Source organism: Rahnella sp. PD12R (assembly GCF_019200965.1).
Taxonomy (GTDB): domain Bacteria; phylum Pseudomonadota; class Gammaproteobacteria; order Enterobacterales; family Enterobacteriaceae; genus Rahnella; species Rahnella laticis.
The window spans coordinates 31694-52083 of sequence record NZ_JAHTMS010000018.1 but is presented as its reverse complement, the minus strand read 5'-3'; the positions used below and the strand labels follow the sequence as shown (position 1 = coordinate 52083).

The following is a 20390-nucleotide window of genomic DNA, read 5'->3' as shown; positions in this document are numbered from 1 at the left end:
ATGCCTGCCGTCAGTACGTTATTGCTGTTCATTTTGCTTGCAGGGGTTTTACAGGCGCATTCCTGCGGCCATCTGCCAGAATCCTCACCTTTATTTAGCAATTAATGCCATCACACTTAGGACTCATCTTGGTTCTGGGAAATAAAGTTAAGTAATAAAAATCCTATATTGGCCTGAAAATAGAGCAGTAAGTATATTTTGTGGTCTCTTTAAGATAACTCCTAGGTAATTATCTGAATTAGAAAAAAGGTAATTTTGTGCCACATAGCTGGATGAAATTCCAATAGTTTAGATTTTTAACAGGGTTTTTAAGAAAATAACCCAATTTTGAAATATGGGTGTTTAATTTTGGTGAAAATTAAAACCAAAATTTACACTAAAAAAGAATAATGCTCTGTTGTAGTGTAAATATTTAGACTAAATCGGGTGTAAACAAATTCGTGAGAATGCGATTAGTTCCTAATAAGATAGTTCTTAGATTTTTGCAGTCATATCAGTCAAAAGCGTCGTATAGCTCACATTTCTGTGCGCCATTAGGAAGATAAGTAAGAATGTGCCTAGGAAAGAGGTAGGTTAATAACGATAAGAATGTGTAAATCGATCGGTCAAACCTATTGTTGCTCGTGATTATGAGCGAGAAAAACGATTTGAAGAGTTTCCGCTGCGTATTACTCTACATACAGTCACTGGAAAGGAAAAATATGAATTAAAACGCAGGTAAACTTCGTTTTCTTTATATCGTTCTGAAAGTGCTTTATTCTCCCCCGTTCTCTCGGAGTAGAGTTTTAGCGTTTTTAAAACCACAAAATTAGGCGGCCCAATGCCTCGGGTAATTATCTGGAGTGAGTGCCAGTTTACGAAACTGGCGTTGAAAGAAATAATCTCCAAGAAGGTGCCTTACGTGAACGGTGTCATTTCCTTTGACCAAAGCGAACAGGTGCAATTGTATACAAAGGATTATCTGATCATTGACCCTTCAGCGGGCGGTTTCCACAAATGCTACGAGTTTTTGAGAGAGAATCTGAATGTTTTGGACCCGGAACGGATACTCATTGTGTCTTCGGCGGTGGATGTCCTGATGCTTGAACTTCTTCTGAAAAAAGAATTTAAATTTCTGAAGAAGAAAAAAGATTTATCCGATGTGGAGAATGCCGTGGAACAGTTTATCCAGCTGCGCGGTACCCCGATTAACAAGGAGGCGTTTAATTATAATATCACGCGAATGGAAGAGAAGGTTTTGGTGATGATGATGTCCGGCCTTTCTGTCACCAGCATCTCAAATATACTGAAGCTGAGTGTGAAAACCATCAGTGTGCACAAATGCAATTCGTTAAGAAAAATAGGTGTGGATGCCAGCAGCAGTTCGGCATTGTTCTTTTTACACCGACATGCTGTAGGAAGTTGAGTTAACCGATAAAAATAAAGAGCATTAAAGATTATTTCTACTTTGAATCAGTTTTATTCGGCTATTGCTGTTTATTTCAGGGGACGGTATGCAATCGGTCACACGTGGTTATCCGGGACATATTTTTGAACCTATCGTCACAGCATCCGGTGGCTTACTGGGTTTTGAATTAGTAAGAAGATCGTACAAAGTAGAAAGTCAATCAGATTCAGATGGTTATGAATATAAATTATCTCCCGAAGATAAGATAAAAGTATTTTTCAACCAGGTCACTCTTGCCTGCGTCAATGCCAACATATTTACCGATAATGATTTTCTATTATCCGTAAATATCGATTATGACATCGCCTGTCATATCGTGAGCAACACAGCACTGCGTAACGTGTTAGAGCAACACCGCTTTATCAGGCTGGAAGTGGATCAGAATTTTCCGGAGTTTACGCAAGAAGCTCCGCGTGAGGTAATCCGGTCATTATCAGCATTCTGTACTTTATGGTTAGACAACTTTGGGGCCGGGAACACCAGCCTTTCACTGGTTATGAACGAATCGTTTGAATATATAAAGATCGACGAAAGTTTTTTTTGGCAACACCAGGGAACCCAGTCCTTTAGAAAAACGATTGAACACCTCACGCCTTACTGTCAGGGCGTTATTGTTAAAGGTGTCGAAAATGCACAACATGTAGAATATTTAACGGGAAGCAATATTCATGGCATGCAGGGAGTATTGTGGTCCTCCTATAATCAGGAGGAACTGATTCAGTCATTCTTTTCGAATAGCTGAATCTTATCGCCATAAAGTTTTAAAGCATTGATGACCTCTGTAAACGCTAAGGAAGTTTCGCCTGATATTTAATGGCGAGGCTTCCCTGCGCGGAAAACTATTGGAAAAATATTTTGGCAAATTGGTGGCCGTAAACCAGGGGCGGTAGCATAGCTAAAATAACAGGAAATGCTGACCTGTTATTTATTTGGACAGACTGGGCTTTGTATTTATTTCACTGGCTGAACACCCTCGCTAAAATTTAAAATCCTCCAAAAATTAGAAAAACGGATGCTGATAAGCTGACTTGCAGCATTTCATTTATCATCATGAAAATGAATTTCCCGGACGCGGAGAATCATTTTTATCACACAGCGTTGTGAGGGGTATATGACATATCTCACCAGAAACCTTTGGTCGAGTTTATTACTCGCCATATCCGACTTCCTCAGCTTTACCCTCTCTCTGTATCTGGCTAAATGGATCCTCAGCCATGTGATGACGCATTTTGAACTGCGTATTCCTGACGCCCAGACGTCGGGATGGATCGCGCTGCACACCTTGCTGGCAATTTGTTGTGTCGGGTGGTTTCACCTGCGGTTGCGACATTATTACTACCGCAAAACATTCTGGTTTGAACTTAAAGAAATCCTTCGCACTTTACTGATTTTCGCCTTAATTGAAATTGCCGTGATTGCCTTCGCCAAATGGTATTTTTCACGTTATCTCTTTGTGCTGACTTGGATGTTGGTGCTGGTTCTGGTGCCCGTGGCGAGAATGCTCACCAAACGCACGCTCAATAATCTGGGCTGCTGGCAGCGCGACGCCATTATTATCGGCAGCGGTGCAAACGCGAGAGAAGCCTATAACGCGATTAAAGCCGACAAAAATCTCGGTCTGCGAGTCACACGATTTATCTCGAGTGAACCTCAGGACAAGCCCGGCGATAAAATCGACAACGTTGCGATTATGCCGTCGGATGAGAAATGGGTGCGGGCGAACGTCGATAAGAAAACCCAATTCATTGTGGCCGTCGAGTCGCATCAGAGTGGCATACGTAACGCCTGGCTGCGGGTTTTCATGATTAACGGCTTCCGTTCTGTGTCCGTCATCCCGACGCTGCGCGGCATGCCGCTGGATAACACCGATATGTCATTTATCTTCAGCCATGAAGTGATGATATTCCGGGTACATCAGAACCTGGCCAAATGGTCTTCGCGGGTGACTAAGCGAGCATTCGATATCGCCGCCTCTCTGGCCATCATCGCCTTGCTGTCGCCGCTGCTGATTTACATCAGCCGTAAGGTAAGAAAAGACGGCGGCCCGGCGATTTACGGACACGAGCGGATCGGACAATCCGGCAAACCGTTTAAATGCCTGAAGTTCCGTTCGATGGTCATCAACTCTAAAGAAGTGCTGGAAACGTTATTAGAAACCGATCCGCAGGCGCGTGAGGAGTGGGACCTGACATTCAAGCTCAGGAATGATCCGCGCATTACTTCTATCGGACAGTTCCTGCGCCGGACCAGCCTGGATGAATTACCGCAGTTATTTAACGTGTTGAAAGGAGAAATGAGCCTGGTCGGGCCGCGGCCGATTATTACCGCTGAGCTGGGACGTTATTACGATGAAGTGGAATATTACCTGCTGAGTAAACCGGGGATGACGGGTCTCTGGCAGGTGAGTGGCCGCAGTGAAGTGGATTATTCCACCCGCGTTTATCTTGATGCGTGGTATGTAAAAAACTGGTCTATGTGGAATGACATTGCCATTTTGTTCAAAACCGTAGGTGTTGTTCTTCGTAAAGAAGGTGCTTATTAATTTTTATAATAACCGGCGGTAATGCCGCTGGTTTGTTTTTATGTTAATGGTGGTTCTATAAATTCATCAGACAGACCTCGCAGAATAAACCTTCCTTTTTTAATTTAACTTTTTGTTCAACGCATTGAATGCGCGCTATTTACCAGCGCGTAAACGCATTGATATGAAAGTGTTTTTATCTTTTTTTAATATCTACGCACAGTAATGAGCAATCGACATTGCCCGATTGGAATAGGAAGTCTCGTTGAGAGGCAGATATTAAACCTGAACTACAGATGATGTGAGATAATGAAAAATAGCTTTTTTAATATTTCGATAATGATATCTACGTTCGGCTTGCTAAGCGGTTGTACTGTGATTCCGGGACAGCATTTGAACACAGTGGGAAAAAACGTCGTTGAACAGCCGGACAATAATTACAATATTGATAAACTCGTCAATATTTATCCTCTGACACCCACACTGGTAGACAATTTACGGCCTGCATCGGTCATGGCGCGGCCTAATCCGCAACTAGACCAGCAGTTAAAAAATTATGAATACCATATCGGCGTCGGCGACGTATTAATGGTTACCGTCTGGGATCACCCTGAGCTGACGACACCTGCGGGGCAATACCGCAGTGCGAGTGACACAGGTAACTGGGTCAATTCCGATGGCACGATTTTCTATCCGTATATTGGCAAATTGAAGGTCACCGGCAAGACGGTTAGCCAGGTGCGGCAGGACATCAGCAGCAAGCTGGCGACCTATATTGAGAGCCCGCAGGTTGATGTCAGCATCGCCGCTTTCCGTTCCCAGAAAGTGTATACAACCGGCGAAGTGGTTAAGTCCGGTCAGCAGCCGATTACCAATATTCCTCTCACCATTATTGATGCGATAAATGCTGCGGGCGGATTAGCGCCGGACGCCGACTGGCGAAACGTGGTGCTGAACCACAACGGGCAGGACACCTCCATTTCATTACACGCGCTGATGCAGAAGGGTGACCTGACGCAGAACCGGTTGCTGTATCCGGGCGATATTCTTTTTGTGCCGCGCAACGACGACCTGAAAGTGTTTGTGATGGGAGAAGTCGGGAAACAAAGTACGCTCAAAATGGACCGCAGCGGCATGACGCTGGCCGAGGCTTTGGGTAATTCCGAGGGCATTTCGCAAAGCATGGCGGACGCCTCCGGGATCTTCGTTATCCGCTCTCTGAAAGGCAGCAACCAGGGGAAAATCGCCAACATTTACCAGCTGAATGCCAAAGATGCATCGTCGATGGTGATGAGCACGGAATTCCAGTTGCAGCCCTACGACATTGTCTACGTGACGACCGCACCGATTGCACGCTGGAACCGTGTTATTTCGCAGATCGTGCCGACGATTTCCGGGGTGCATGACATGATTGAAGCCACCCGCTATATAAAACAATGGAACTAGATATGTTCGGTTCAGTCCTTGTCGTATGTACCGGAAATATATGTCGTTCTCCAATGGCCGAGCGGATCATGAAGCAATACCTTCCTGAAAAAAATATCCGCTCAGTTGGCCTGATGGCAATGGTAGATCACCCTGCGGATGAAACCGCGTCCATTGTCTCAGGTCATCACGGTGTTTCATTAGAAGGGCATAAAGGCAGGCAGTTTCGATCTTCAATGGCAGGAGAATATGACCTGATTTTGGTCATGGAGACCGGGCATTTAGAGAAGATTAGCTCTATCGCACCTCAGGCCAGAGGAAAAATCATGCTTCTGGGGCACTGGTCAGGGCGGCGGGAAATCCCGGATCCTTACCGTAAAAGCCAGGAAGCTTTCGAATCTGTTTATCAACTTATCGATCAGGCCTGTCAACGCTGGGCTCAAAAGCTCACCGGCTAATCTCTCAGGAAATCATCGCATGTCATCAGTTATTTCAAAAAAAACCGCCACACCAGACTCTGACGAAATCGATTTGGGACGTCTTTACGGTGAGTTTCTTGACCACCGAAAATTGATTTTAACGCTGACCGTGGTCTGCACGCTCTTAGCTATTACCTATGCCCTGTTTGCTACGCCAACGTATCAGGCGACAGCGATGATACAGATCGAACAAAAGCAGGGTAATGCTATTCTCGACAGCATCAGCCAGATGTTGCCCGATTCTCAACCGGTTTCTGAGCCCGAGATGGCATTGTTACAGTCACGGATGATTTTGGGGAAAACCGTTGATGATTTGAACTTGCAGGCCGTGATATCGCAGAATTATTTTCCGCTATTCGGCCGTGGCTGGGCGAGAATGACCGGTGATATTCCGGGAAAACTCAGCATCAGCCGTTTATATATACCAAAAACCAGTAATGACGTACCCAGCATCACGCTGACCGTTATCGATAAAAATCGGTTTCATGTAGAAGGTGATAATTTTGAGTTTGATGGCGAAGTCGGCACATTAATCGCCAAAGACGGTATTGCGCTCAACGTCAAAAGTCTGGACGCGGACCCCGGCACACAGTTCACCGTCAATTACATCACGCGGCTGGATGCGATCAACGGCATGCTGACGACATTTGATGTCGCCGATCAGGGGAAAGACACCGGGATTCTTAACCTGACATTCAACAGTGATGACAGGGTAATGGCTACGACGATACTGAACGATATCAGCCAAAACTATCTGGATCAGAATATTGCCCGTCAGGCTGCACAAGATGCAAAAAGTCTGGAGTTTCTTAATCAGCAACTGCCGCAAGTCCGTAGTGAACTTGACCAGGCGGAGAACAAACTTAACCTCTATCGCCGTCAGAAAGATTCTGTCGATTTGTCGCTGGAAGCAAAATCAGTCCTGGATCAGATCGTCAATGTCGACAGCCAGCTGAATGAGCTGACTTTCCGTGAGGCAGAGATTTCACAGCTGTTTACCAAGGATCATCCGACTTACAAGGCGTTGCTCGAGAAACGTAAGACATTGCAGGAAGAGCGGGACAAGCTTAATAAGCGCGTTTCAGCCATGCCCGCGACTCAACAGGAGGTCGAACGTCTCAGCCGTGATGTTGATTCTGGCCGTGCCATTTATATGCAACTACTTAACCGCCAGCAAGAGTTGAGTATCGCTAAATCCAGTGCCATCGGGAATGTCCGCATCATTGATGATGCGGTGACGCAGCCTAAACCGGTTAAACCCAAAAAATTACTGGTGGTGCTTATCGGAGTTGTTGCGGGATTATTTTTCTCTTTTGCCCTGGTCTTGCTGAAGATTTTCCTGCGGCGGGGAATTGAATCCCCTGAACAGCTCGAAGAAATTGGCGTGAGTGTTTACGCGAGCGTTCCGTTATCCGAGTGGTTAACGAAGAAAAAGAAATCAGAACGACCACAAGGTTCCCGATCTAAAAAGAAAAAGGATGATTACAGATTCCTTTCACTGGAGAACCCTGCCGATTTAGCCATTGAAGCCATTCGCAGCCTCAGAACAAGTCTGCACTTTGCGATGATGGAAGCTAAAAATAATGTCCTGATGATCTCTGGTGCAACGCAAAACGCGGGTAAAACCTTTATCGCAAGTAACTTAGCGGCTGTTATTTCACAGGCAGGGAAAAGAGTGCTGTTTATTGATGCAGACATGCGAAAAGGTTATTCACATAAACTGTTTAAATACAACGGAACCAGCGGGCTTTCAGAGATTCTTTCCGGAAAAGTGAATGTTGATGATATTGATAAAAACATTGCGTCTATAGGGATCGACTTTATTTCGCGAGGTGCGATACCACCGAACCCGTCAGAACTACTGATGCATAAACGCTTTAATGCACTACTCGATTGGGCTTCCGAACAATATGATTTAGTGATTATCGACACTCCTCCTATTTTAGCCGTAACCGATGCTGCAATTATTGGTCGCTCTGTCGGAACCACGTTGCTTGTTGCCCGCTTTGGTACCAACACGGTCAAAGATGTAGAAATCAGTATCCGGCGGTTTGAACAAGTGGGTGTTGAAATTAAAGGGTGCATTCTTAACAGCGTACTTAAAAAAGCCAGTAGTTATTATGGTTATGGTTACAGTCAGCATAATTATTCCTACGAAAACAATAAAAGTAAGTGATTTTAATTAGGTTCAGGATATCAACGGATATCCTGAACTTAAACTTGATGAAAGATATTTATATTGCCGTAATTAATGGGAAAGAAAATGAAAATAATGATATTCAATACATTATATTTCCCCTACAGGATTGGTGGGGCTGAAGTATCAGTACAAATTCTGGCAGAAGAACTCGTAAATCAAGGTCACTCGGTGAGGGTGGTGAGTCTTACTGAAGAGAAAAAAAAGAGTTTAACCATTATTAATGGCGTTGAGAGCCTGAAGCTACCACTGGCCAATGTCTACTGGCCATTTTCTGATAGTAAAAAAAGTAAATTACAAAAAGCAATGTGGCACTTATATGATTACCTTAACATCAGAATGTATTTTAAGGTGATGAAAGAGATTAAGACGTTCTCTCCGGATATCGTGCATACGAACAATATTTCAGGGTTTTCTGTCCTGCTGTGGAAGGCCGTAAAAAAATGCAATGTCCGGTTAATACACACCTCCAGAGACTATTATCTGTTTCATCCCAACAGCACATTATTCAGCAATGGTAAAAATATGGCTATTGCAGATAAACGTGTTGTTTTTTGGTCAGCGATTAAAGAAAAGTACAGCCGGTATGTGGATGAATATGTTGGAATAAGTCATTTTATCCAGGAGTTACATGAAAATAACGGTTTTTTTAAAAATGCGGACAAACATGTCGTTTATAATGCTGTGAAAGAAATTAAATCAAATAAACAAAGCGAAGTCAGAAGAATAGGATTTATTGGTCGATTGACAATAGAAAAAGGTTTTGACGTATTTTGCCGTATTGCAGATAAAAATAAAGAGAAGTATTCATTTATTGCAGCAGGGAATTACGTTAATAACTATGAACAAGCAGAATTAAATCAACTTGCAAAGAGCAGCGGTGTTGTGGTTAAAGGGTACATGAAGTTAGATGAGTTTCTGGACCAGATCGACGCGGTAGTTCTCCCCATTAAATGGAATGAACCTTTCGGCAGGACTGTTGTAGAGTGTGTATTGGCCGGTAAGCTAGTATTAACTAATCCTGTCGGTGCGATGAAAGAGTTATCATTATTATTGCCAAATATAATTATTTCAAATGATATTGGAAGTGACTTTGATAAGAAGATAAGTCAGGCAAAATTAGTTCCTGTTGACTCTGGGATAATTGATAAATTTACACCTGAGGAAATAGCTAACCAATACCTCTGTATTTATAATGAAAAAGAGAGCCTGTAGAATGACAATGCGAGGATTGGAGCAAAAACTGATAGGACTTTCGTTACTGATGTTTTTGCTCTTTGAGTGTTTTGCGGGTCCGTTGAGAATGCTCTTTCATATGGCGGGTGTTGAGTTTTTATATTCTCTTCCAAAACTCTTCATTTTATTAACGCAAGCATATTCAGTAATGCTGGTATTTCACTACAGAAAGATAACGGTTAACGGCCTGATTGCCACTGTAACACTATTTTATGTTGTATTTATTAGCCTGGTATCCTCGCATATTGGCGCTATGTTAGTCGGTATCTGGGCTATTCTCCCCTTATTCCTGGGATACCATGGGGCAAGAATTATCATGCAGCATATCAGGGAGAAAGAAACTAACCGTATAATCACGATAGTTTTTTTATTGTCTTGCCTGGGTATTTTTATGAACATATTCGTAAATTATCCCTGGTACAACGTGTCCTACGAAATCGCGGGTATGGATGTTTCTTCAGCCCAAATGGGGAGCAGTGGTGGTTATACCCGATATGCAGGTTTTTTTAAAAGCTCGTTACAGGCATCAGCCAATGTTCTTATTTTACTTTTATACATCGTGGCAACGAGTAAAAGTAAGATTTTTGTAATCATTGCCTTTGTATTCAGTGCGCTTGTCGCAATAATGACCATTTCAAAAACGATACTGTTGCTTCACATTATTTTACTACTGTACATTTTTGTGAAAATAATCCCTGTTAAAGCGATATGGCGAATGACGTTACTCTGCGCCCTTGGATTTTCAATTTTCACCATCGGAAGCACGAACTATTATTTTAATGTCAGCAAAGATCCCGTTCAGGTTATGCTGCTGGCTTCCCTGAATGACCGGTTGACGAACACATGGCCTGAAGGTGTAAAAACAATAGTCAATAATGGGAGTTTATTTTTCGGCGGTGGGATGGGGACTATTGGAGTTGGGTCAAAATTGGGTACGGGTGTGTATAACCCAGGTGACAGTATGTACCTGTATATAATTGGTTCTGGCGGGTATTTATTAGGATTTATATTTTTGTTTTGGGCTTTTTATCAGTCCGCCACATTCACGAATGAGAACACTTGCAGATATCTTTCATTGCTTCTTGTCGTTTTATGTTTGTTTGGTTTATCAATGACAGCTCCAGAATATCCATTTATGGCGCTTTCGATCGGATTTTTGATTAATTCTAGAGTCTTTAAACTGTGCTGATATTACAGGCATGTTATTTATTTGGAGTTTTAGATGGTTAAAATACTTTATGATGCACGTTGGATTGGCGAGCATGGAATAGGCCGGTTCGCGAATGAGGTCTTTGAAAGAAATAATGGATTTATAAAAATAAAAAGTAACCTCAAACCAACCAGTCCTTTGGATGTTGTTTTTATTACTTTGTATCTGGCATTTAACAAAGGGGTGTATTTTTCTCCGGGGTATAACTGTCCATTTTTATTTTTGAATCGAAGTATTATCACCATTCATGACCTGAACCATATAGATATCGATCACAACAGCAGTTTTATGAAGAAATTATATTATGAATGGATCATGAAGAGAGCTTGCAGAAAATCTCTGAAAGTACTGACGGTGTCAAATTTCTCAAAAAAAAGAATCTGTGAATGGTCTGGGATAGAAAGTTCCAAAGTGATTGTAGTCGGAAATGGAGTTTCCGATGAGTTTGCTCACGCAAAGGAATCGGAAAAAAACGATCAGGAAGAATATATATTGGTTGTAAGTAACCGGAAAAAGCATAAGAACGAGTCCAGGATCCTGTCTGCTTTCGGTAAGGCTGCCATTCCTCAATCTGTAAAATTAGTATTTACAGGTAATTCGACAGGAGAAATTGAGAAAGAAATAGAAAGCAAAGGGTTACAAGGGCGGATTGTTTTCAAAGGCCGAGTAGAGAATAATGAATTGGCGCGTTTATATCAAAACTCACTTTTCTTATTGTTCCCTTCCTTATATGAAGGTTTTGGACTGCCGGTCATTGAGGCTATGTCGAGCGGAACCGCCGTTATTACATCAAATACCACATCGTTACCTGAGGTTGCCGGAGATGCTGCTCTGCTGGTGGATCCTGAAAGCATCGAAGAGATTTCCGGTGCGATTAACAACCTTTATTTTAATAAAAATATCAGGGATGAACTGATTGAAAAAGGTTTGAAACAAGCAAAAAAATATTCGTGGGCGACAACTTCAGACAAGATTAAATGTTTTTTAAATGAACTTTCTGTCAGGTAAAAATAACCATACATAAATATTATCCCAACCCAATTTGTGAAAAGGTTTATGAAATGAGTAAAGTGGTTATTTTCATGAAAATTTTATGTTTAATGATTTTTTGCTACCCATTCTACGGAATGTGCACAATTATTGGTGTAGGTACTCATTTTCAGGGATATCGTGGAGACAGCGAGAACTATTTAGTAAAGATTAAAAGTCTGGGTTTCACTTCGTTCAGAGAAGATTACCCGTGGTCAAATGTCGAGAAAACTAAAGGAAGTTTTGCTGTAAGTGACAGCATCAGGAAAAAAGACTCGGCATTCCTAAAGGCAAAGGGAAACGGGCTGGAACCTGTACTCATCCTTGATTATGGAAATAAATTCTACAATGACGGTGATTATCCTAGAAATGAAGAATCAATAAATGCATTTGTAAAATATGCAACCTGGACTGCAACAAGATTCAAAGGGAAAGTAAAATATTATGAGGTTTGGAATGAATGGACTATCGGCACTGGTATGACAAAGTATCGCAAGAACATTCCTTCTGCAGAAATTTATTTTAATCTGGTTAAAGCGACGAGCGAGGCGATAAAAAAAATAGACCCCGATGCAATCATTTTAGCCGGCGGTTTTAATCCTTTAGAGCAGAGAGCTAAGTTTATCGACGTCACTGATACAGTCTGGTTTAGCCAGTTGCTAAAACTGGGGATTTTAAATTATGCAGACGGGATCTCGATTCACACCTATTCCTACCTTAATGGAAGGCGCTCATTAAGAACGGTGGAAGGGAATTTAGATTATCTGGATAGCTTCCATGCTGCCAGTGAAAAAATAGCAGGAAAAGGTGTTCCGTTTTATATTACTGAAATCGGTGTCACCAACTACACTGGCCCTGGCGGCATGAAAGAAGATGAGGCCGCCAATTATATTAAAGAATATATCAAGAGTGCAATAACGCGGAATTACATCAAAGGGGTATGGATTTATGACCTTATCGATGATGGTAAGGACAAAAGTAAGAGAGACTTCAACTTTGGTTTACTCAATAACGATTTATCCCCGAAGCAGGCCGCACCGGTTGTTTCTCAGTTTCTTAATGGTAAGTAAGTTATAATTTTATTAAAGTGATTTAAAAAATATATTGTGCATCCTAAAGAGGCAATATGAAGATTTTGTTTTTTGTATATAAATTTCCGGTGCTCTCAGAGACGTTTATTCTTAACCAGATTGGTTATTTTATTAATCAAGGTTGTGATGTTCGCATTGTTTCAGTTTTCCCGGGTGACCTACATGCAGAGCATAATGTTATTAAAGATTTTGATTTAATCAATAAGACGCAGTTTTTACTCGAGAGGGAGCCTCAGGGAAGAATGGCAAAGGTTTTAGACAGAGCCAAAATTCTCATTCCCGCATTGTTTACCCGTCGTGTTGCAAGAAGTATGAACATTTCAGAGTACGGGTATTATGCGAAGACGTTAATGTTGCCAAAGATTTTAGCAAAAAATAGGACCCCCATTGCCGCAGATGTCATTGTATCGCACTTCGGCACAACAGCAGTGCTGGCAAGCCAGTTAAGAAATTTAGATTTTCTTAAGGGAAAGTTAGCGGCTGTATTTCACGGCAACGATATATCACAAACACGAACGCTTAGCCTCTTTAAAAATGACTACAAAAAGCTTTTCGCCACTACGGAGTTCCTGTTTCCTGTTAGCCAGTTATGGGCAAGAAAAATAAAATCAATTTCTGATTATGATAATAATATTCATGTAATCAGGATGGGAATCAGTGTTGGTAAGTTTTCCTTTAAGGAAGAACGCACGATTAATAGTCCCTTACGTTTACTATCTATTGCCAGATTAACAGAAAAAAAAGGAATAGCTGTTGCCATCGAAGCGTGTTCAATTCTGAAGAGAAATGGTATCAATTTTCATTACAGCATCATTGGTAATGGGCCATTGAGAACAGAGCTCGAATCCCAGGTGCTGGAACTTGAATTAGGCAAAGAAGTTATTTTTTTAGGCGCCCGGACTCAGGAAGTTGTATCCGACTATTTGAATGAATCCGATATATTTTTATTGCCCTCGGTAACTGCGAAAGATGGTGATATGGAGGGGATACCCGTAGCTTTAATGGAAGCAATGGCGATAGGAATACCTGTAATCTCGACTTTTCACAGCGGGATCCCTGAGCTGATAAAAGACCGCAAATCCGGCTATCTGGTACAAGAACATGATGCAAACGCTATTGCTGAAATAATAACAGAAATAATAGATAACCCGAATGTATTAGCTGATATTTGTCTCTGCGCCAAAAAAACAATTGATGAAGAGTTTGATCAGGATAAGTCATACTCTCGAATGTTGAATATTCTATCCAGATAACTTTTAAACACAAATTGGTGATAATTTGAAAATTTACTATTATAAGTCTGCTCAGGGTAATTTTGGAGATGATCTCAACGCATGGATATGGGATGCGCTTCTTCCAGATTTTTTTGACGATGACGATAATATACGCGTCTCTGGAATAGGAACTATTATTACATCAGCTATGCCGCCCGCTAAGAAGTGGTATGTTTTTTCCAGTGGCGTCGGTTACGGTTATCCTCCTGGTAATTTCGGCGACAGTTCATGGGAAACTCTGTGCGTCAGGGGTCCCCTCAGTGCTGAAATATTAGGATTGCCAAAAGAGAAGTTTATTACGGATGGAGCAGCACTCTTAAATACTCTGGCCGAATTTAAGCCTCTTCCAGATGCAGAACGTAAAGGGGTGATATTTATCCCTCATCATCATGCTTTAGTTACAGGGCAGTGGGAAAAAGTTTGCCAGCATGCTGGGGTCGAATTCGTAAACCCGCAATCTGATGCAAAATTTGTTATCCAAAAAATAAGAAACGCAAAACTGGTTCTGGCTGATGCGATGCATGCAGCCATTATCGCCGACGCCATGCGGGTTCCGTGGGTACCTTTGATAACTTCTTCTCAGATTAACACATTCAAATGGTTAGACTGGACACAGACGATTGATGTTCCCTACAGGCCAACCGTGTTAGGCAGCAGTTCATTACGTGAATACCTGCGCGATAAGTCCTTATGTGTTTATGGCGAAAAATACTTCTTACCCAACGCAGATGTTGATTATGCCGTTAACTATTTTAAAAAACAGCGAGAAATTAAAAATAAACGATGGTGGCCTAATTATCAGAGCTTCGCTGAGTTGGTACTTTGCAGGGTTCCCAATAAAGGAATTAAAACCACTGAGGCGATATTAAATATTAACTTTAATAGCCAATTTATTGATGCTGCTTCCGCAGTCCTTTTGCAGGCAAAATCTCAACCTGGATTTTTAAGTCAGGAGAATAAATTTAACTCAAACGTAGAGCGGCTGGTAAATAGTTTAGATAAACTTTCAAAATGCAAGTGATACTCTAAGGAATTACGTTGAATATCGAAGCGCAAAAAAAGAAACCGACTATTCTTTCTGGTGCTATCTGGTCGGTTCTTGATAATACTGCCTCGCAGGTGATCACTTTTGTCATATTTATTATTCTGGCTAAACTCTTAACGCCCAGTATATACGGAATGCTTAGTGTCTCTTTGCTCGTGACTCAATTTTTCAGGAATGTGATATTCGATAGTATCGCAACATCGATTGTCAGAATGAAATCTCCCTCGGCAGTTGATTATAATTCCGCCTTTTTTTTATGTTTCTCCTTATCGGTTCCTGCTTTTTTTATTGTATTTTTTTCTGCCCCATTTATTGAGGCCTATATGAAAGTTCCGGAACTTGCCAATGTAATTCGCGGAACGGGTATTATCATTGTGGTCAGTGGATTAAGCCGTACTCATGAAGCCTGGCTGACACATAATCTGATGTTCCGGCCACTGGCTATCAGGTCAATCAGCTCTATTTCTATCGGCGGCATTGTTGGGGTGATACTGGCTTATAAAGGATTTGCGGTTACCAGTTTGGTTGTTCAGCAGGTTGTCACATCGTTAATTTCTCTGGTCGCTTTGTGGGTTGCGACACCGTGGAAACCAAAAATGAAGATTTCAAAAGATTCCGTTAAAGAATCTCTTGGATTTTCCAAACATGTCGCTCTTAGTAATATCACGAATTTTGCAAATCAGAATAGTGATGTCTTTTTCATAACGTATTTCCTGGGGACGGCGGGGGCCGGGGTCTACTCCGCCGGTAAACGTATAGTAAATACTCTGAATATGGTACTTTCTTCTGCTTTGATGAGAGTTTCATTACCCGCATTTACGCGTTATAAAAATGATTTGGTTGAGTTCGGAAATAAATACCTGCAGGCAACCTATTTTACTGTTCTCGTGACTGCACCGGCTTTTGTTGGTCTTAGCGCTTTATCTCATGATATTACCTTCCTGCTTTTAGGGCCGAAATGGATGCCTTCTGTGCCCATTATGCAAATTGTGAGTGCCGTCGGATTCGTTACATCTATTGGCTATTATAACCACTCTGTCATGTTTGCCAGGGATAAACCGGAATGGCAGGCAAGGCTGACATTAGTTTATGCAATAAGTAATGTATTGGCCTTCTATATCTTTGTCAGATTTGGGCTGATTGCTACAGCTCTGGTATTTTCAATTCGTACCGTTCTTCTCTATCCTATTTCTGCATGGTGCGCCCTTACTCTCTTAAATTTAAGCTTCAAACAATATCTTCTGGAAATTTTCACCCCGATATTATGCTCTGCCGTGATGTGTTTATTCTTACTCGGTATGCAGACATTTGCAGTGCTGAACGAATCGTGGTCTGGGATTGTTGTGAAAGTTATTGCAGGAGCCATATTTTATTTTGCTTTAATTTTATCCTTCTCATCTAAGCGCAAAAAATCAATGATCCTCTCACTTGCAAGAAAGATTCTTAAAAGGGAATAACTAATTTTATGGGTACTCATCCGGCAATAGTTAGTGTTCTCATTCCCGTTTTTAACTCCGGGAAATATATCAATAAAGCTTTGCTTTCGGTTACATCTCAAACCTATTCTGATATAGAAATTATCATTGTTGATGATTGTTCAACCGACTCATCCTGGTCACTCGTGAATGATTTTTTTGTTCAGCATCCGAATTTTTGTCATAAGATTATAAAAAATGACAAGAATGAAGGGGTTTCCTTTACCAGGAACCGCTTAGTGGGTAATGCAAGTGGTGAATTCATTTGTTTTTTAGACTCTGACGATTACTTCGAACCTGATGCCATAGAGTATTTGATGGGCATCATTGCGAAGAATAAAACGTCGATAGGCCAGTGTCTTTACTATTCTGAAGAACTGTCAGGTGAGAGATCAGGCAATACTAATAATTTCTATACAAATAATATTTTACAGGGAAAAGATGCAGTTTTTTCAATGCTCGATAATGAGATAACTGGTTTTCTTTGGCATAAAATATTTAAGAGAGAACTTTTTAAAACGGTAAGGTTCAATGCTGATTTGTCAGTTTTTGAAGACTATTTAGTCATAATGACTCTGTTTATTCAGGGGGCCAGTATCTCATTTGGCAATGAGGCAAAATATCATTATGTGCAGCATCCAGCGTCGTTAACGAAGCAATCCTACCAAAAAGCACTTAACAGGCTGACATATCTGGAGATAACTAAATATCTGGTTGCACCTTTGGTGACGTCAGAAGCTGATAAATTAAGACTTATCAGGCATGAATATATCGTTATCCTGATGGTTTTCATCAATGCAATTAAATCTGGTGCAGCAGCGAAAGACGTTGTTAATTTAAGAGCGCATATTGTTATTAAATATTTATTCAGGTTGAAGAATCAACTTAGTGTTAAACGGTTCTGTTCCATTCTGGCCATCAGGATATCTCCTTCTTTACTTTATTATTTTTTAAAGTCTGCATTTTTAATTAAACCATAGTCTGGCTGGAGATCTTTATTCTCTTTAATTCTGAATAGGCCTTATGCCCGCTATCTGATTTTTTATTAAACTTCGTTAAATCCAGAGACGAAAACTATGATCCTTCCAGTAATCATGGCCGGTGGTACCGGCAGTCGTTTATGGCCAATGTCTCGTGAGCTTTATCCTAAACAATTTCTTCGTCTTCATGGCGAGCAATCGATGTTGCAGGAAACTGTCACGCGATTAAATGGTTTAGGGGCTTCTGAACCTTTGGTTATTTGTAATGAAGAGCACCGGTTTCTTGTTGCAGAACAATTACGGCAGATTAACCGGTTATCAAAAAATATTATCCTGGAGCCTGTGGGGCGTAATACTGCGCCGGCGATTACGCTGGCGGCGCTCAGTGCAATCGATGAAGGCAGCGATCCCTTATTACTGGTTCTGGCCGCTGACCACGTGATTGAAAATCCCGAAGCCTTTCATCAGGCGGTGCAGAATGCCATTCCGTTTGCCGAGCAGGGGAAGCTGGTAACGTTCGGCATTGTGCCGACCGGCCCTGAAACAGGATACGGGTATATTCAGCGTGGAATGGAACTGAGCAGTAACGCGGAATCTGTTTTTCGTGTGCAACGTTTTGTGGAGAAACCCAATTTACCGACGGCACTGCAATATCTCGAAACCGGCGAATACTACTGGAACAGCGGGATGTTCCTGTTCCGGGCAAAACGTTTTCTCGAAGAGATGGCCACATTCAGGCCCGATATTCTGCAAGCCTGTCTGAAAGCTATCGAAACACTGGAACCTGATCAGCAACAGAATTTTATCCGCGTAGATAAGGAATCCTTTTCGGCCTGTCCGGATGAATCTGTAGATTATGCGGTTATGGAAAAAACGACTGATGCCATTGTGGTTGCGCTAGATGCGGGCTGGAATGATATTGGTTCGTGGGCGGCATTGTGGGATGTCAATAATAAGAATACCGCCGGGAACGCCGTTACCGGCGACGTGTTTACCCATAATGCTGAGAATTGTTATATCAATACTGATGAAAAACTTGTGGCGGCAATTGGTGTTGAGAACCTTGTTATTGTTAATACCAAGGATGCCGTTTTAGTTATTGATAAATCTCAGGTGCAGGACGTTAAGAAGGTCGTTGAATATTTAAAGAGTGCTCAGCGCCGCGAATATCGTTTGCATCGCGAGTCTTATCGCCCGTGGGGCAGAAACGATATTGTGGTTAATACCCCGAGATATCACGTTAACCGAATAACAGTTAAACCGGGCGGTCAGTTCTCCCTGCAAATGCATCATCACCGCGCTGAACACTGGGTCATTCTTTCAGGAACGGCCAGAGTCACAATTAATGATGAGAACTTCCTGCTGACTGAAAACCAGTCAACGTTTATTCCTATCGGGGCGCAGCACAGACTGGAGAACCCCGGAAAGATCCCGCTGGAGCTTTTGGAAATTCAGTCAGGCTCCTATCTTGAGGATGACGATATTGTCCGTACACAAGATCACTATGGTCGTTGTTAATTTGGGGATGAATTATGTCAGATAAATTGACCTGCTTTAAAGCTTACGATATTCGCGGTGAACTGGGCGTTGAACTTAATGAAGATATTGCTTACCGGATTGGTCGGGCTTACGGTGAATATTTAAAACCAAAAAAGATGGTATTAGGCGGGGATGTTCGTTTAACCAGTGAAGTGTTAAAACTGGCACTCGCGAATGGTTTGCAAGATTCAGGAACAGATGTTGTCGATATTGGTGTGACAGGGACAGAGGAAATCTATTTTGCGACGTCTTATCTGGCACTGGATGGCGGAATAGAAGTGACGGCCAGCCATAATCCGATGAACTATAACGGCATGAAATTAGTTCGTGAAGAATCTAAACCTATAAGCGGCGATACCGGACTTGGGGAAATACAACGTCTGGCAGAAGAGAACAATTTTTCACCTGCCGATCCTGCTCAGCGTGGAACCTACGAAAAAGCGTCGGTACTCGATGCGTATATCGACAAATTACTCAGTTATGTCGATTTAAAGAATTTTACCCGCCCGCTGAAACTGGTCATTAACTCGGGTAATGGCGCTGCGGGGCATGTTATTAATGCAATCGAAGCGCGCTTCAAACAGGCCGGTGCGCCGGTGGAGTTTATCAAAGTCCACCACCAGCCAGACGGTACTTTCCCTAACGGGATCCCCAATCCGCTATTACCCGAATGTCGTCAGGACACCACGGACGCTATTATCAAATACAACGCCGATATGGGGATTGCGTTTGACGGTGATTTTGACCGGTGTTTCCTGTTTGATGATCTTGGGAATTTCATCGAAGGTTATTATATTGTCGGGTTATTAGCTGACGCTTTCCTCGAAAAATATCCGCAATCCCGAATCATCCACGACCCGCGCTTAAGCTGGAATACCATTGATATTGTCAGCGGAGCGGGTGGCGTGCCTGTTATGTCGAAAACCGGCCATGCTTTTATTAAAGAACGTATGCGCCAGGAAGATGCAGTTTACGGCGGTGAGATGAGCGCCCATCATTACTTCCGTGATTTCTATTATTGCGACAGCGGGATGATTCCGTGGCTTCTGGTCGCGGAATTACTGCATGTAAAAGGCAAGTCCCTGCGGCAACTGATTAATGACCGCATTATTGCCTATCCGGCTTCGGGTGAAATAAACAGTTTTCTGCATCAGCCGAAAGAATCTATCGCGCGCGTGCTGGCGGTGTATGAAGGCGAAGCGATTCATGTCGATCATACGGACGGTATCAGCCTTGAGTTTGATGAATGGCGGTTTAATCTTCGCAGCTCAAATACGGAACCGGTTGTGCGTCTGAATGTGGAATCCAGGGCTAATTCAAAACTGATGCAGGAACAGACGAGAAGGATCCTTTCTATTCTCCGCAGTATGTAATTATCTGTAAAATATTTTCTGGTGAGTAATACAGCTCACTATCGACTTCGTATTGCTCACTTTTAATTT

General features: G+C 42.1%; 16 protein-coding genes. All 16 read left to right on the top strand.

What is annotated here, in order from left to right:
• The first annotated feature begins 901 nt into the window (after positions 1 to 901).
• The 16 genes from KWG64_RS24105 to cpsG all read left to right on the top strand — a co-directional run bounded on the left by KWG64_RS24105 (position 902) and on the right by cpsG (position 20321).
• Entirely contained in the window at positions 902 to 1405 is a 504-nt protein-coding gene (locus tag KWG64_RS24105; RefSeq protein WP_255562293.1) for a helix-turn-helix transcriptional regulator, read from the top strand.
• An 88-nt stretch (positions 1406 to 1493) separates the two neighbouring features.
• A complete protein-coding gene (locus KWG64_RS24100; protein ID WP_218523366.1) occupies positions 1494 to 2189 on the top strand; it encodes an EAL domain-containing protein in 696 nt (231 codons plus the stop codon).
• A 369-nt stretch (positions 2190 to 2558) separates the two neighbouring features.
• On the top strand, positions 2559 to 3989 hold the full coding sequence (gene wbaP / locus KWG64_RS24095) for an undecaprenyl-phosphate galactose phosphotransferase WbaP (protein WP_195813806.1): 1431 nt from the start codon (positions 2559 to 2561) through the stop codon (positions 3987 to 3989).
• 288 nt (positions 3990 to 4277) lie between these two features.
• Positions 4278 to 5414, top strand: a complete 1137-nt coding sequence (locus KWG64_RS24090; protein ID WP_218523365.1) for a polysaccharide export protein — start codon at positions 4278 to 4280, stop codon at positions 5412 to 5414.
• A 2-nt stretch (positions 5415 to 5416) separates the two neighbouring features.
• Positions 5417 to 5851, top strand: coding sequence for a low molecular weight phosphotyrosine protein phosphatase (locus tag KWG64_RS24085; protein WP_218523364.1), 435 nt, complete (start codon positions 5417 to 5419; stop codon positions 5849 to 5851).
• Positions 5852 to 5870: 19 nt separating this feature from the next.
• Complete coding sequence (locus KWG64_RS24080) at positions 5871 to 8048, top strand: polysaccharide biosynthesis tyrosine autokinase (RefSeq protein WP_218523363.1); 2178 nt, start codon at positions 5871 to 5873, stop codon at positions 8046 to 8048.
• Between the two features lie 87 nt (positions 8049 to 8135).
• Entirely contained in the window at positions 8136 to 9284 is a 1149-nt protein-coding gene (locus tag KWG64_RS24075) for a glycosyltransferase family 4 protein (RefSeq protein WP_218523362.1), read from the top strand.
• A 1-nt stretch (position 9285) separates the two neighbouring features.
• The gene (locus tag KWG64_RS24070) at positions 9286 to 10494 is read left to right on the top strand and encodes a hypothetical protein (RefSeq protein WP_218523361.1); all 1209 of its coding nucleotides are present in this window, start codon (positions 9286 to 9288) and stop codon (positions 10492 to 10494) included.
• Between the two features lie 33 nt (positions 10495 to 10527).
• Positions 10528 to 11523, top strand: coding sequence for a glycosyltransferase family 1 protein (locus KWG64_RS24065; RefSeq protein WP_218523360.1), 996 nt, complete (start codon positions 10528 to 10530; stop codon positions 11521 to 11523).
• A 53-nt stretch (positions 11524 to 11576) separates the two neighbouring features.
• Positions 11577 to 12614, top strand: a complete 1038-nt coding sequence (locus tag KWG64_RS24060; RefSeq protein WP_255562292.1) for a cellulase family glycosylhydrolase — start codon at positions 11577 to 11579, stop codon at positions 12612 to 12614.
• A 56-nt stretch (positions 12615 to 12670) separates the two neighbouring features.
• Positions 12671 to 13888 (top strand): glycosyltransferase, encoded by a 1218-nt coding sequence (locus KWG64_RS24055; protein WP_218523359.1) that lies wholly within the window; start codon positions 12671 to 12673, stop codon positions 13886 to 13888.
• Positions 13889 to 13913: 25 nt separating this feature from the next.
• Positions 13914 to 14930: a polysaccharide pyruvyl transferase family protein gene (locus KWG64_RS24050; protein ID WP_218523358.1), complete on the top strand. Its 1017-nt coding sequence runs from the start codon at positions 13914 to 13916 to the stop codon at positions 14928 to 14930.
• A gap of 17 nt (positions 14931 to 14947) precedes the next feature.
• Positions 14948 to 16411 carry a lipopolysaccharide biosynthesis protein gene (locus tag KWG64_RS24045; protein WP_218523357.1) on the top strand — a complete coding sequence of 488 codons (1464 nt, stop codon included), beginning with the start codon at positions 14948 to 14950 and terminating at the stop codon, positions 16409 to 16411.
• An 8-nt stretch (positions 16412 to 16419) separates the two neighbouring features.
• Complete coding sequence (locus KWG64_RS24040; protein ID WP_218523356.1) at positions 16420 to 17409, top strand: glycosyltransferase family 2 protein; 990 nt, start codon at positions 16420 to 16422, stop codon at positions 17407 to 17409.
• 96 nt (positions 17410 to 17505) lie between these two features.
• Positions 17506 to 18927, top strand: a complete 1422-nt coding sequence (locus KWG64_RS24035) for a mannose-1-phosphate guanylyltransferase/mannose-6-phosphate isomerase (RefSeq protein WP_218523355.1) — start codon at positions 17506 to 17508, stop codon at positions 18925 to 18927.
• 14 nt (positions 18928 to 18941) lie between these two features.
• The gene (gene cpsG, locus KWG64_RS24030; protein ID WP_218523354.1) at positions 18942 to 20321 is read left to right on the top strand and encodes a phosphomannomutase CpsG; all 1380 of its coding nucleotides are present in this window, start codon (positions 18942 to 18944) and stop codon (positions 20319 to 20321) included.
• Positions 20322 to 20390 lie beyond the last annotated feature (69 nt).